Consider the following 13,345-nt stretch of genomic DNA (forward strand, 5'->3'; position numbering starts at 1 on the left):
CGTCCTGCCACGTCCGTCAGTCCCACTCGAACCCGCCCCGGCGCCACTCGTAGACGAAGGGCACGGTGATCATCACGAGGAACGCGAGGACCGCCACGAGCCCGAACACCGCGAGCGTCGAGAAGTCGACGGCCCACGGGTAGAGGAAGACGACCTCGATGTCGAAGATGATGAACGTCATCGCGACCAGGTAGTACTTGATCGGGAACCGGCCGCCGCCGACCGCGTGCGGGGTCGGCTCGATGCCGCACTCGTACGCGTCGAGCTTCGCGCGGTTGTAGCGCTTGGGGCCGATGAGCGCCGACGCGGCGACACCGCCGATGGTCAGCACGAGAGCGATCCCCATGAGGAAGAGCAGGGGAACGTACGGGTTGGTCATCGCGTGCCTCCGTAGGGAGCGGACGTCGTTGTCGGGGTGGCGGTCATGCTGCCGGGACGATCTTCGTGAGGCCGGAGATGACCCGGTCGACGAGGTCTCCTCCGCGCGGCTCGTAGCAGTCGGAGAGGAGTTTGACCGTGAACTTCATGAGCAGCGGCCGCGGCAGCCCGTACCGGGTGCACAGGCGCATGACCTGCGGGTGCTCGATGAGCTTCACGAAGTACTTGCCGAGCGTGTAGTAACCGCCGAGGTCCTGACGCATGATCTCGGGATACCGGCGCAGGGCGGCCTCGCGCGACGACGCCGTCGTGCGGGCGCGGGACTGGGCGATCGTGTCGGCGGCGACGCGCGCGGCCTGCATCGCGTACGCGATGCCCTCGCCGTTGAACGGGGACACCATGCCGCCGGCGTCGCCGACGAGCATGAGGCCACGGTCGTAGATCGGCTTGCGGTTGAAGGCCATCGGGAGGGCAGCGCCGCGGACCTTGCCGCGCTGGTTCTCCTCCGTGAAGCCCCACTCCTCGGGGACGTTGCGCATCCACGTGGCGAAGAGCTGCTTGTAGTCGATCTTGGTCGCTGCGGCGCTCGAGGACACCGAGCCGAGACCGACGTTTACGGTGCCGTCGCCGAGCGCGAAGATCCAGCCGTAGCCGGGCAGCAGCGCGGACTCGTTCGGCTTGCCCTCCCACAGCTCGAGGTGCGACTCCATCCAGGCGTCGTCGTGGCGCGGCGACTCGAAGTACGTGCGGACGGCGACGCCCATGGGGCGGTCGTTGCGCTTCTCGATGCCGAGCGCGGTCGCGAGGCGGGCGGAGACACCGTCGGCAGCGACGACGACGGGCGCGCGGAACGTCTGCTCCTCGCCTGCGCGGCGCCCCTGCTCGTCGACCGGGCGGGCGGTGACGCCGACGACACGGCCCGTGCGCTCGTCGAGCACAGGACCGGTGACGTTCATGCCCTCGAGGATCTTGGCGCCCGTGCTGCGGGCGTGCTCGGCGAGGAGCTGGTCGAAGGACATGCGGGCACGTGCCATGCCGTAGGACGGGTAGGACGCGAGCTCGGGCCACGGGAGCTCGAGGCGGTGGCCGCCGCCGATGACGCGCAGGCCCTGGTTGCGGATCCATCCGTCCTGCTCACGGATGGGCACGCCCATCGTGACGAGCTCGGAGACGGCACGCGGCGTCAGGCCGTCGCCGCAGATCTTGTCGCGAGGGAAGCGTGCCTTCTCGAGGACGATGACGGAGAGCCCGGCCTGGGCGCAATAGTGGGCGGCGGTGGCCCCAGCGGGACCCGCACCGACGACGATCACGTCCGCGTCGTCGTCACGCCTGTTCACCATGCCTGCGCACCCTCGTCTTCGTGGGACCTAGAACCTTGTGAATGCTCTCACAAGGCGCCTGCTTCACTGTATCCCGGCCCCAAGGCCATGTCTGCCAAGGTAAACCTCAGCGCGTCAGCAAACGCTGGGACCAAGGACCCGCGACACACGGCTAGTACCGGGTATAACCCTCCTGCCCCAGCCTGCCCCGCTCACGGTCGGAACGCACGGTGCAGCGCGGCGATCCCCCCCGTGAGATTCCGGTAGGACACGGAGCGCCAGCCGGCCTCCTGCATGAGCTCCGCCAGGCCGCGCTGGTCGGGCCACTCACGGATCGACTCCGCGAGGTACTCGTACGAGCCGCCGTCCTTCGTCACGGCCGCCGCGATCTTCGGCAGCGCCCGCATCAGATACTCCTCGTAGACCGTCCGGAACGGCTTCCACGTCGGCGACGAGAACTCGCACACCACGATCCGGCCCCCCGGGCGCACGACCCGGAGCATCTCGCGCAGCGCACCGACCGTGTCGACGACGTTGCGCAGCCCGAACGAGATCGTCACCGCGTCAAAGCTCTCGTCTGCGAACGGCAGCCTTGTCGCATCGCCAGCCGTGAACGAGAGGTCCGGCCGACGCTTCTTGCCGACCTGCAGCATCCCGAACGAGAAGTCGCACGGGACGACGCGCACCCCCTCGTCGGCGAACGGCTCGCTCGACGTGCCGGTCCCCGCCGCGAGGTCCAGGACGCGCTCGCCCGGGAACGCCCCCACGGCCTCGGTCGTGGCACGCCGCCAGGCGCGGTCCTGCCCGAGCGACAGGATGTCGTTCGTCAGGTCGTAACGACGGGCGATCCCGTCGAACATCGAGGCGACCTCGTGTGGCTTCTTCTCCAGGCTTGCGCGCGACATGCTCCCACCCTAGGCGTTCGTGACGGCGACCACGTCGCGCCCGGCACTGCGGCGGCCTCGCGCCGCATAGGCTGGACGGACCATGATCCAGGCACCACAGCGTCTCGTCGCGCGGACCACCCCGCTCGCCCTGCCGGACGCCACCTCCGACCCCGCCGCGCTCCTCGACCTCCTGCCGCGGCACGCACCCCTGAGCTGGGTCCGGCGCGGCGACGGGCTCGTCGGCTGGGGCGAGGCCGCCCGCATCGAGGTCGACGGCGCCGCACAGCTCGACGTCGCGCACGCCGCATGGGCGGAGCTGCTGGGCCGCACGGAGATCGACGACGCCGTCCGCATGCCCGGGACGGGCCCGGTCGCGTTCGGTTCGTTCGCGTTCGACCCCGCCTCCCCGGCGGGCGGCGCGCTCGTCGTCCCTGCCATCGTCGTCGGTCGCCGCGGCGACGCCGCCTGGGTCACCACGATCACTCCCGACGACGAGGTCCCCGCAGCGCCACCGCGCCGCGCCGACCTGCTCGCGGGCGCCGCGGAACCGGTCACCGGGCCTGGCACCGTCACGCTCTCCGACGGCTCGCTCACGCGCGAGGCGTGGTGCGACGTCGTCGCCCGGGCGGTCAAGGAGATCCACGCCGGGACCGTCGACAAGGTCGTCCTCGCGCGCGACGTCCATGCCCGCACCACCGCTCCCGTCGACCCGCGCTGGCTGCTCGGACGCCTCGCGGACGAGTACTCGACGTGCTGGACGTTCTCCGTCGACGGCCTCGTCGGCGCGACGCCCGAGCTGCTCGTCCGCTCCGAGCGCGGCCTCGTCATCTCCCGCGTCCTCGCGGGCACCGTGCGGCGCACGGGGCACGACGCCGACGACCTCGCCCGCGCCGCACAGCTCTCCCACTCGTCGAAGGACCTCGAGGAGCACGAGTACGCGGTCACGTCGGTCGCACGCTCCCTCGAACCGTTCTGCGCGTCGACGAACGTGCCCGAGACCCCGTTCGTCCTGCACCTGCCCAACGTTCTCCACCTCGCGACCGACGTCACGGGCGTCCTCGCCGACGGCGTCTCGTCCCTGACGCTCGCGGGCGCCCTGCACCCGACCGCCGCCGTGTGCGGCACCCCGACCGACGACGCGCGCGATCTCATCCGTCACATCGAGCAGCTCGACCGCGCCCGCTACGCGGGACCGGTCGGCTGGGTCGGCGCCGACGGCGACGGCGAGTGGGGCATCGCGCTGCGCTCCGCAGAGATCGCGCCCACGCAGGACGACGCCGGGTCGCACGAGCTGCGCCTGTTCGCCGGCTGCGGGATCGTCGCTGCGTCCGTCCCCGCTGACGAGCTCGCGGAGACCGAGGCCAAGCTCGAGCCGATGCGTTACGCGCTCGGCGGCTGACGCGTCCCACGCCCCGCAGCACCACCTGGCCCCGGACAGCACGAAGGGCCGGGAGCACCCGGAGGTGTACCGGCCCTTCGTCGAGGCGCCGAAGCGCCTCCCAGGCGAGCGCGCGGCCAGGGGTAACCGCTGCTCGGCCTACCTCGTTCGCGTCGACAGGGAACGACACGAACGAGGAGATCTTCTCGTAGTGCGGCCTAACGCTCGTTGCCGTAGAAGTATTCCCAGAGCTGCTCGGGGGTCATCCCCTCGGGCGGCGTCTGCTGACCCTCTCGACCAGGCGTGCTCGGCTGCTGATCGTTCGACGTCTGCTCCGCCGGACGGGCCGCGAGCGTCACCGTCACGTCCATCGACGTGCCGCCGCGCACGATCGTCAGCGTCGCCTCGTCGCCCTCGACACGCTCGCGCACCGCGGCGGTGAGGAACTCGTAGCCCGTGACGGCCTCGCCGTCGATCGCGACGACGACGTCGTCCTTCTGGATGCCCGCCTTCGCCGCCGCGGAGCCGTCCGTGACCTCGACGACGAGCGCGCCACGGCGCGTCACGCCGTCGGCCGTCGCCGTCGCGTCGGAGAGGGTCACGCCCAGGAAGGCGTGCTCCGCGACGCCGTTCGCGATGAGCTGGTCACCGACGGACTTCGCCAGGTTCGACGGGATCGCGAAGCCGAGGCCGATCGATCCCGACTGCGACGCACCCGACGAGAGCGTCGCGATCGACGACGTGATGCCGATGACGCGGCCCTGCGCGTCGAACAGCGGGCCGCCCGAGTTGCCGGGGTTGACGGCAGCGTCGATCTGGAGCGCGTTCGTCACGACGGGCGACTCGGTGTTCCCTTCGCCTGCCGTCGTCACGGGCCGCGCGACGGCGGACACGATGCCCGTCGTCACGGTGTTCGCAAGGCCGAGCGGGTTGCCGACGGCCATGACGGCGTTGCCCACCACGACCCCGTCAGAGTCGGCGAACGTCGCGGCGGCCAGGTCGCTGGGCGGGTCGACGATCTTGACGACCGCGAGGTCCGTCGACGAGTCGAGGCCGACGATGGTGGCGTCGTAGAGCCTGCCGTCCGAGAGCGTGACGGTGACCTTGTCGTCGCGTGCACCGGCGACCACGTGGTTGTTCGTGAGGATGTGCCCGCTCGTGTCGTAGATGACGCCCGAGCCCTGCCCCTCGCCCGACGCCGTGGTGACGTCGATCGCCACGACCGTGGGCGCGACCGCGGCCGCGACCGACTCCCACGCGGCAGGCGTGACCGAGTCGACGGAGACGGGGCTCGTCTGGCCGAGCCGTCCGACCCCCGAGCTCTGGCTCGTCCCGGTCGCGTTGTCGTCGAGGAGCGACGTCGTCAGGGCGGCGGTGCCGCCTCCGACGAGGAGCGCGGTCACGGCGGCGGTCGACACGACCGCGGGCCACAGGCGCTTCTTGCGGGCCTGCTGCTGCGGGGCGAACGCGGAGCCGGGCGCCGTCGGGCCGCCAGGCGTGGTCGGGCCGCCGGGCGCGCCGGCGCCGGGGCGCCCACCGCCGTAGGGCTGCTGGACCTGCGGGTAGCCCTGGCCCGTGCCGGGAGCGTGGGCCGACGGCGCGTGGGGTGCGGACTGCGCGTAGGGCGCGGACGTCGTGTACGGGCCGGGCGCGGGGGCCGGCGCCTGCTGGCCCGCTGCCGCGCCGCTCGGGGACGCGAACGCCGCGGTGGCTGACGGCGGCGCGGGCACAGGGCCGGGGCCGGGGCCGGCAGGCTTCGGCGCCGCGGGGAGCGGTGCCGTGGCGGGGGCCGACGCGTCAGGGCGCTCGCCAGGGGTGCGGCCCTGCTGAGGGCCGGGCTGGGGCGCTGCGGGGACGGGCTCGGTGATGTTGTCGTTCATGGTGACCTCCTCGGGTAGACCCATCTCAACAGAGGTGCCTGGAGCGTTCCTCGAACCTTCCTGAAAGTCTGCTGTGACTATCAGCGGGTTGCGAGCGCAGCCCTCACCGCCCCAGCTACCGCCGCCGCTGCGTCCCGTCGCCCGGCCCGGTCGACGACGACCTCGAGCACGCTCGTACCCTCCGGGGGCGCCGCGAGCGCCGCGCGCACCTCCCCCGGCGTCGTCGCACGCACGTGCCGCACACCGTAGGCGGCGCACAGCGCGCCCAGGTCGACCGAGTGCGGGGTCGAGAACACGCGCTCGAACACCTCGGCCCGACGCGCCGACACCCGCGCGAGCTCACCGTGCTCGAGCCCCGCGAAGATCGAGCCGCCACCATCGTTGACGACGACGACCTGAAGCTCCGGGCGAGGCTCACCGGGCGCGCCGAGGAGCCCTCCGACGTCGTGCAGGAACGTCACGTCACCGAGGACCGCACGCACGGGACGGCGCTGGCCCACGGACGCGCGTGCGAGCGCGACGCCCGTGGCGGTCGCGACGAGACCGTCGATCCCCGCGAGGCCCCGGTTCGCGACGACCGCCGGCGGCTCGGCCCACCGGTGCACGAGATCGAGGTCCCGCACAGGGTTCGACGAGCCGACGACGAGGACGTCGTCGGGCGTGAGCACGTCCGCGAGGAGACGCACGGCCTGAGGGGCCGACACGAGCGCTGCGGTGTCCGGCCCGTCGAGCGACGCGACGTCGTCGACCGCGGCCGCGGCAGCACGACCAGCGCGCGTCCAGAGGTCCAGCCACGCGTCGTCCCGTCGCCCTGGCTCGAGCCAGGCCGCGGGGACCGCGGGCAGCACGACCGACGCGTTGCGCGCCGCGTCGGGCCACGGGCCGCCGTCGGTCGCCACGACGACCACCTCGACACCGTCGCGCGCGAGCAGCCGCTGCACCGGACGGGCGAGGGTCGCACGGCCGACCACGACGACGTGCTCCACCTCGTCGACGAGGCCGCCGTGCGCGAGCACCTGCGTCGGCACGTGCACCAGGGCGGGCCCGCCGGCCGCGCCCGAGACGGGCTCGGCGAGCAGCGGCCAGCCGCGCGCCTCCGCGAGAGCACGCGCGACCCGCCCTGCGCCGTCGCCAGCGACGACGACCGTGCGCCCCGCGGGCAGCGCGACGTCGAGCGCCGGGTCGACGTCGCACCGCGTCGCAGGACGCACGTCAGGGACGGTCGGCGCCGGGCGCGCGAGCGCCGGCGAGGCGGCGAGCGTGTCCGTGTCGGCCGGCTCGGGCAGCTCGCCCAGGTCCGCTGCCGGCGCGAGCGGGTCCCGGTAGGCGACGTTGAGGTGCGCGGGCCCCGGGCGGCCGGACCGGCCGCCGCGGGCGGCATCGACAGCGCGCGCGGCCGCGTGCACGACGTCGCGCTCCTCCCCCGGACGGCCGTCCGGCGCGGGCACGTCGACCGTCAGGCGCGCCGCGCCCTCGAGGATCGCCCGCTGGTCCGTCGTCTGGTTCGCGCCCGTACCGCGCAGCTCGTGCGGCCTGTCGGCCGTCACGAGGAGGAGCGGGACGCCCGCATGGTCAGCCTCGAGGACCGCAGGGTGGAGGTTCGCGACCGCGGTGCCGGACGTCGTCACGACCGCGACGGGCGCGGGCGCGACGCGCGGCTCGCGCGGGTCCACAGGCGCGTCGAGGGCCCGTCCCCGCGCGATCCCGAGCGCGAGGAACGCCGCGTCACGCTCGTCGATCCGCACGTGCAGCGTCAGCTCGCCGCGTGCGCTCGCGTCCGCGACCGCGTACGCGAGCGGCGCCGAGCGCGAGCCGGGGGCGAGGACGACGTCGCGCACCCCGAGGCGCACGAGAGCAGCGACGAGCGCGCGGGCCGACACGAGCGCCGGGGGCACGGCGGACGCCTCGCTCGCGGCCCCGCTCACCAGGCCGCCCGCTCGTCGGCGGGTGCGTCGAGGACGTCGGCGAGCCGGTCGAGCCGTGCCCGCCAGCGCTGTACGACGTCGTCGGGCGCCTGCGTGCGCTCGAGCGCCGCGGGGCTCACGACCGGGCGCCGCACCGCGATGCTGCCGTCCACCGGCAGGAGCGGTCGCACGACCGTGTCGTCCGTGAGGAGGTGCGCCGTCGCGAGGCCGCACGCGTACGGCAGCTCCGGGAGGGCGGCCGCGAGCGCGATCCCCTGCGCGAGGCCGACCGACGACTCGAGCGCGGAGGACACGACGACCGGCAGACCGATGTCGGCAGCGAGGTCGAGGCACGCCCGCACGCCGCCGAGCGGCTGCACCTTGAGCACGACGACGTCTGCCGCGTCCTGGCGCTTCACCTCGTAGGGGTCCTCGGCGCGCCGGATCGACTCGTCGGCAGCGACCGGGACCGAGGTGCGGCGGCGCACCGCCGCGAGGTCCGCGACGGTCGGGGACGGCTGCTCGACGTACTCGAGGCCGCCCGCCGCGCGGTCGAGCACTCCGAGGCGTGCGACCGCGGTGTCGACGTCCCAGCCGCCGTTCGCGTCGATGCGGATGCGCCCGCCCGGACCGAGCGCGTCACGCACGGCCTCGAGGCGCTCGATCTCGTCGTCGACGCTCTGGCCGGGCTCGGCGACCTTGACCTTCGCCGTCGTGCAGCCGCCGGACGCGAGGACGATCGCCCGGGCCTGCTCGCCGTCGACCGCGGGGACGGTGACGTTGACCGGGATGCGGTCGCGGACGTGCGGCGGGTTGGGCACGGTCGCGGCCTCGCGGGCCGCACGCAGCCAGGCCGCCGACTCGACGTCGTCGTAGTCCCAGAACGGGGACACCTCCGCCCACCCGGCCCGGCCGCGGATGAGGACGCCGTCGCGCGCGTCGATGCGGCGGAAGCGCGTGCGCAGGGGGATCGAGTAGACGTGCACGTGCCCAGCGTAGAGGCCCCCGCGAGGCGTCGCCCCGCCTCCTTGTGCGGAGGTAGGCGGCTAGCGCGCGAGGAGGCGCACCAGCAGCGCCGCGACGTACGGGCGCACGGGACGCCCTTCCGAGAGGGCGGCGACGGCCCCGCCGTCGACGGCCGCGAGGACGAGCGCGGGCGGCTGGTCGACGCCGAGGGTGCGGAGCATGTCGGCGATCGCGGCGTCGAAGCGGTGCCGGCCGGACGCGTAGCTGCGCGCGAGCGCGGGCGTGCGGCCTGCGCTGACGAGGTGCTCGTAGTGGTGGCGGACGACGGCGTCGTCCCCCTCGGGCAGGAGCGCGCGCGTGATGAGCTCGGCGCGACGCAGGCCCGTGGTCGCGGCCGCGACCGCGTCGGCGTCGTCGAGGACCTCGCGGATGTTCGTCGCCCAGGACTCGGCGAGGACGGAGCCGCCCACCTCGAGGATCTCCTCGAGGGACGAGAAGTAGTACGTCGTCGACGCGAGCGGCAGGCCGGCGCGCGCGGCGAGGCTCCGGTGCGTGAGCGCGGCAGGACCTTCCTCGCGGATGATCGCCGCCGCCGCAGCGACGAGCGCCTCGTGGCGCGCCTCACCCCGGGCGCGGCGGCGCGGGGCGTCCGCGGTGTCGGTCGGCGTCGTTGTCGGCACGGGGCGTCCTCAGGGCTCGGGCGGGCGTCGTGGCTGCGTCGTCGGGGCTACGACTCGGAGAGGTTCAGCCCGACGATACCGGCCACGATGAGCACGAGGGAGACGATCTTGAGGACGCTCATCGGCTCGTCGAACAGGGCGACCGCGACGATCGCGGTGAGCGAGGCGCCGACACCGGTCCAGACGGCGTACGCGACGCCGACGGGAAGGGTGCGCAGGGCGATGGCGAGGCCGCCCATGCTCAGCGCGAGCAGGACGACGAAGGTGACGCTCGGCCAGAGGCGGGAGAAGCCCTCGGAGGCCTTCAGGCTCAGCGCCCAGCCGGCCTCGAGCATGCCGGAGATGATCAGGATGACCCATGCCATGGTGATGGTCCTCGGGATCGGGTAGCGGGCCTTCCCGCCTAGTTAGTGGTACGAGCGTACCACTTCGTCGGTGCGTCCCGGCGTGTCCCACCGCCGGCACTCCGACCGATAGCCTGGCCGCATGGTCACGCCCCTCCCCGCCCAGGTCTCCGAGACGTTCGACCCCACTCGCTGGCGCACGATCGTCGGCTTCGAGGGCCTCACCGACATCACGTACCACCGCGGCGTCGAGCGGACCTTCGGCGACGACGGCGCGGTCACGGACGAGCGCGACCTGCCCGTCGTGCGCGTCGCGTTCGACCGGCCCGAGGTCCGCAACGCCTTCCGCCCGCACTCCGTCGACGAGCTCTACCGCGTCCTCGACCACGCGCGCATGTGCTCCGACGTCGCCGCCGTGATCCTCACCGGCAACGGCCCCTCCCCCAAGGACGGCGGCTGGGCCTTCTGCTCCGGCGGCGACCAGCGCATCCGCGGCCGCGACGGCTACCGCTACGTCACGGACAACGACGCCGTCACCGCCGACGCGATCGACCCCGCCCAGGCGGGGCGCCTGCACATCCTCGAGGTGCAGCGCCTCATGCGGACGATGCCCAAGCCCGTCATCGCCGTCGTCAACGGATGGGCCGCGGGCGGCGGGCACTCGCTGCACGTCGTCGCCGACCTGAGCATCGCAAGCCGCGAGCACGCGCGCTTCAAGCAGACCGACGCGAACGTCGGCTCGTTCGATGCCGGCTACGGGTCCGCGCTCTTCGCGCGGCAGGTCGGTCAGAAGCGCGCCCGCGAGGTGTTCTTCCTCGCCCGCGAGTACTCCGCGCAGGACGCGTACGAGTGGGGCGCGGTCAACGAGGTCGCCGACCATGCGGACGTCGAGAACCTCGCGCTCGAGTACGCGCGCCTCATCGCGACCAAGTCGCCCCAGGCGATCCGCATGCTCAAGTTCGCCTTCAACCTCGCCGACGACGGCCTGGCCGGGCAGCAGGTGTTCGCCGGCGAGGCCACGCGCCTCGCCTACATGACCGACGAGGCCGTCGAGGGACGCGACGCGTTCCTCGAGCGCCGGGACCCCGACTGGTCAGGGTTCCCGTACTACTTCTGATCCGAGCCTCGAAACCGGGTCGATCGTGGTTCGTATCGATTCGACCCGCGCCCGCAGCAGGCGCATCATGGGGAGATGACGACTCCCCAGATCCCCACGATCACCCTCAACGACGGCGTCGAGATCCCCCAGCTCGGGCTCGGCGTCTTCCAGGTCCCCGAGGAGGACACGCAGCGCATCGTCGAGGATGCGCTCGCCGCCGGCTACCGCCACATCGACACGGCGGCCGGCTACTACAACGAGGAGGGCGTCGGCGCCGCGCTGCGCGCGACCGACCTCCCCCGCGACGAGATCTTCGTGACCACCAAGCTCCGCAACGGCGACCAGGGCTACGACAAGACCCTCGCCGCGTTCGAGGCGAGCCGCGCCGCCCTCGACCTCGAGTACGTCGACCTGTTCCTCATCCACTGGCCCGTCCCCTCGCTCGACCTCTACGTCGAGACGTGGCGCGCCTTCGAGAAGCTCCAGGCTGACGGCCTCGTCCGCTCGATCGGCGTGTCCAACTTCCTGCCCGAGCACCTCGACCGCCTCGTCGCCGAGACGCAGATCGTTCCCTCGGTCAACCAGATCGAGGTGCACCCCACGTTCCAGCAGGCCGACCTCCAGGCCGCCACCCGCGACCACGGCATCGCCGTGCAGGCCTACTCACCGCTCGGGCGCGGCGCCGACCTCGAGGCTCCCGCCGTCGTCGACGCCGCTCAGCGTCTCGGCGTCTCCCCCGCGCAGGTCGTGCTCCGCTGGCACCTGCAGGCCGGCCGCATCGTCATCCCCAAGTCCGTGACGGCCGAGCGCATCCGCTCCAACATCGACGTCCTCGGCTTCGAGCTCGCGGCCGCCGACGTCGCCGCGATCGACGCGCTCGAGGCTGGCAACCGCCTCGGCGCCGACCCGGCAACCGCGGATTTCACGCAGTACCGCGACTGACCAGGAGCCCGGGCCGCGCGAGCGGCAGCCCAGACAGCGACCTCCCCGTCACACCCGTGACGCGGGAGGTCGCGTCATGCTCCGAGGATCGCGCCAGCGAGGGAGACGATCTCGCGCAGCCCGACCGCGAGCGCGGTCGCGAGCGCGGTGAGCATCGCGACCGCGAACGCGGTCGGCGCGGTCGACGTCTTCCAGCCGTCCGCGTCGTCGTCGACATCCGCGGGAGGGAACGACGGCGGGACGTCGCGGGTGCTGCGCTCGTCGCGCGAGCGGGAGAAGGTCGGGATGCCGGGGTGCGGGTGCGTGGTAGCCATGGCTCTACCCTCGTTCGCCGGGCCACCCCACCGCGTCGGCCCCCAGGCTCGAGAAGCGACGACGCCGTACCCCGGGCGGGGTACGGCGTCGTCATACCGCAGGCGTACGGCGCGTGCGCGCCTCCGCGTCAGCTCAGCTTGTAGGAGCCCGTGCCCTTCGGCATCAGCTCGACCCAGGTGTTGCCCGGAGCAAGGTTGATCGGCTGACCGTCCTTCTCGAGCGTCAGAGGCGTCTTCTTGTCCTTCTTGACCCACTCCACCTCGAGAGTCTTGCCGCCGGTCGCCACGAGCGCCTTGCCGCGACCCTCGAGGACGTTGTCGGGGACCATCGTGCCGCCCTGCGCGTTGAGGCCGGAGTCGATCTGCTTGACCTCGATCACGACGACGTTGACAGCCTGGAGCTGGTCGCCCTTGGCGTTCATCGCCTTGGCGCTGCCCTCCGAGCGCTTCCACGCGTCCTTCGACCACTGCCACGACGGCTTGGCCGCGGCGGACATGTTGAGGGAGATCGTCTTCGTGTCCGTCCCGGTCGCCGCAGCGCTGGCCGTGGCAGCGTCGGCCGCGTACGTGAACTGCTGCGCGGGAGCGGCCGAGTGCTCGGCGTCCGCTGCCTTGATGATCGTCTTGAGGTTCGCGTAGACGTTGTGCGGGGCACGGCGAGCGCTCGAGCGGGACAGGCCCGCAGCACCAGCGTCGTGCGAGATCGCCTGGACGTCCGACTTCGCGATGCGCTGGACCATCTTCTTCTGCGCGCCCGAGAAGACGAACAGCGGGTTGGCCGGCGTCACGACGCGCAGGTCCACAGGACGCGCCGAACGGACCGGCCCGACCTCCTTCGGGAAGCTCGAGTTGAACACCGCGATGAACCGCGACACCTCGTACTCGACGATCGTCTCCCAGACGATGTCGGCGTCCTCGAGGCCGCTCTGCGGACGCGCCGCAGCGGTGTTCTCGACCTTGACCGCGATCGCAGGACGCGCCGGGACCTCCTCGACCGCGACACCCGTGAGCGGCCAGACGATCGGCACGACAGGCTCGGGAGCGGCGTTCTTGTCGGCGTCGACGTCCGGGTCGACCGTCACGGTCGGCGTGGGGACCGGGTCCTCCGAGCCCGAGCAGGCCGTGAGGCCGAGGGCCAGGGCTGCGACGGTGACGAACGCCAGCGAGCCACGCACGCTGGCGCGCGCGGCGGAGTGAGCGGTGAGTTGCACGGTCTTGATCTCCCGGGAGGTTCGATGCCCGACCGCCACAGGC

General features: G+C 72.9%; 13 protein-coding genes. 3 read left to right on the forward strand and 10 right to left on the reverse strand.

Going from position 1 to position 13,345, the window contains the following annotated elements; translation table 11 throughout:
- Nucleotides 1–16: 16 nt before the first annotated feature.
- From HF995_RS03485 to HF995_RS03495, 3 genes are all read right to left on the reverse strand, one after another.
- Nucleotides 17–379 carry an NADH-quinone oxidoreductase subunit A gene (locus HF995_RS03485; RefSeq protein ID WP_168446384.1) on the reverse strand — a complete coding sequence of 121 codons (363 nt, stop codon included), beginning with the start codon at nucleotides 377–379 and terminating at the stop codon, nucleotides 17–19.
- A gap of 43 nt (nucleotides 380–422) precedes the next feature.
- Complete coding sequence (locus HF995_RS03490; protein WP_168446385.1) at nucleotides 423–1,718, reverse strand: geranylgeranyl reductase family protein; 1,296 nt, start codon at nucleotides 1,716–1,718, stop codon at nucleotides 423–425.
- A 191-nt stretch (nucleotides 1,719–1,909) separates the two neighbouring features.
- Nucleotides 1,910–2,602 (reverse strand): demethylmenaquinone methyltransferase, encoded by a 693-nt coding sequence (locus tag HF995_RS03495; protein WP_168446386.1) that lies wholly within the window; start codon nucleotides 2,600–2,602, stop codon nucleotides 1,910–1,912.
- Between the two features lie 82 nt (nucleotides 2,603–2,684).
- On the opposite strand from HF995_RS03495, the gene HF995_RS03500 reads away from it, so the two are divergent.
- A complete protein-coding gene (locus HF995_RS03500; RefSeq protein ID WP_168446387.1) occupies nucleotides 2,685–3,983 on the forward strand; it encodes an isochorismate synthase in 1,299 nt (432 codons plus the stop codon).
- Nucleotides 3,984–4,180: 197 nt separating this feature from the next.
- Here the strand turns inward: HF995_RS03500 and HF995_RS03505 are convergent, their stop codons facing one another.
- From HF995_RS03505 to HF995_RS03525, 5 genes are all read right to left on the reverse strand, one after another.
- Entirely contained in the window at nucleotides 4,181–5,842 is a 1,662-nt protein-coding gene (locus tag HF995_RS03505; RefSeq protein WP_210727066.1) for a S1C family serine protease, read from the reverse strand.
- An 80-nt stretch (nucleotides 5,843–5,922) separates the two neighbouring features.
- Nucleotides 5,923–7,767: a 2-succinyl-5-enolpyruvyl-6-hydroxy-3-cyclohexene-1-carboxylic-acid synthase gene (gene menD, locus HF995_RS03510; RefSeq protein ID WP_168446388.1), complete on the reverse strand. Its 1,845-nt coding sequence runs from the start codon at nucleotides 7,765–7,767 to the stop codon at nucleotides 5,923–5,925.
- Nucleotides 7,764–8,732, reverse strand: a complete 969-nt coding sequence (locus HF995_RS03515; protein WP_168446389.1) for an o-succinylbenzoate synthase — start codon at nucleotides 8,730–8,732, stop codon at nucleotides 7,764–7,766. The genes menD and HF995_RS03515 overlap by 4 nt, the downstream gene beginning before the upstream one ends.
- Before the next feature lie 60 nt (nucleotides 8,733–8,792).
- A complete protein-coding gene (locus HF995_RS03520) occupies nucleotides 8,793–9,392 on the reverse strand; it encodes a TetR/AcrR family transcriptional regulator (protein WP_168446390.1) in 600 nt (199 codons plus the stop codon).
- 47 nt (nucleotides 9,393–9,439) lie between these two features.
- The gene (locus HF995_RS03525; protein WP_168446391.1) at nucleotides 9,440–9,757 is read right to left on the reverse strand and encodes a DMT family transporter; all 318 of its coding nucleotides are present in this window, start codon (nucleotides 9,755–9,757) and stop codon (nucleotides 9,440–9,442) included.
- Nucleotides 9,758–9,878: 121 nt separating this feature from the next.
- On the opposite strand from HF995_RS03525, the gene HF995_RS03530 reads away from it, so the two are divergent.
- Both HF995_RS03530 and HF995_RS03535 read left to right on the forward strand, forming a co-directional pair.
- Entirely contained in the window at nucleotides 9,879–10,853 is a 975-nt protein-coding gene (locus HF995_RS03530; RefSeq protein WP_168446392.1) for a 1,4-dihydroxy-2-naphthoyl-CoA synthase, read from the forward strand.
- 75 nt (nucleotides 10,854–10,928) lie between these two features.
- Nucleotides 10,929–11,777 (forward strand): aldo/keto reductase, encoded by an 849-nt coding sequence (locus tag HF995_RS03535; protein ID WP_168446393.1) that lies wholly within the window; start codon nucleotides 10,929–10,931, stop codon nucleotides 11,775–11,777.
- 74 nt (nucleotides 11,778–11,851) lie between these two features.
- On the opposite strand, the gene HF995_RS03540 is transcribed toward HF995_RS03535, so the two are convergent.
- A complete protein-coding gene (locus HF995_RS03540) occupies nucleotides 11,852–12,091 on the reverse strand; it encodes a hypothetical protein (RefSeq protein WP_168446394.1) in 240 nt (79 codons plus the stop codon).
- 128 nt (nucleotides 12,092–12,219) lie between these two features.
- Nucleotides 12,220–13,302, reverse strand: a complete 1,083-nt coding sequence (locus tag HF995_RS03545) for a DUF3048 domain-containing protein (protein WP_350308715.1) — start codon at nucleotides 13,300–13,302, stop codon at nucleotides 12,220–12,222.
- Nucleotides 13,303–13,345 lie beyond the last annotated feature (43 nt).

It is taken from the genome of Sanguibacter hominis ATCC BAA-789, assembly GCF_012396185.1.
Classification (GTDB): domain Bacteria; phylum Actinomycetota; class Actinomycetes; order Actinomycetales; family Cellulomonadaceae; genus Flavimobilis; species Flavimobilis hominis.

Coding starts and splice junctions, on each gene's coding strand:
- HF995_RS03485 (WP_168446384.1), bottom strand. CDS start 379: ATGACCAACCCGTACGTTCCCCTGCTCTTCCTCATGGGGATCGCTCTC.
- HF995_RS03490 (WP_168446385.1), bottom strand. CDS start 1,718: ATGGTGAACAGGCGTGACGACGACGCGGACGTGATCGTCGTCGGTGCG.
- HF995_RS03495 (WP_168446386.1), bottom strand. CDS start 2,602: ATGTCGCGCGCAAGCCTGGAGAAGAAGCCACACGAGGTCGCCTCGATG.
- HF995_RS03500 (WP_168446387.1), top strand. CDS start 2,685: ATGATCCAGGCACCACAGCGTCTCGTCGCGCGGACCACCCCGCTCGCC.
- HF995_RS03505 (WP_210727066.1), bottom strand. CDS start 5,842: ATGAACGACAACATCACCGAGCCCGTCCCCGCAGCGCCCCAGCCCGGC.
- HF995_RS03525 (WP_168446391.1), bottom strand. CDS start 9,757: ATGGCATGGGTCATCCTGATCATCTCCGGCATGCTCGAGGCCGGCTGG.
- HF995_RS03530 (WP_168446392.1), top strand. CDS start 9,879: ATGGTCACGCCCCTCCCCGCCCAGGTCTCCGAGACGTTCGACCCCACT.
- HF995_RS03535 (WP_168446393.1), top strand. CDS start 10,929: ATGACGACTCCCCAGATCCCCACGATCACCCTCAACGACGGCGTCGAG.
- HF995_RS03540 (WP_168446394.1), bottom strand. CDS start 12,091: ATGGCTACCACGCACCCGCACCCCGGCATCCCGACCTTCTCCCGCTCG.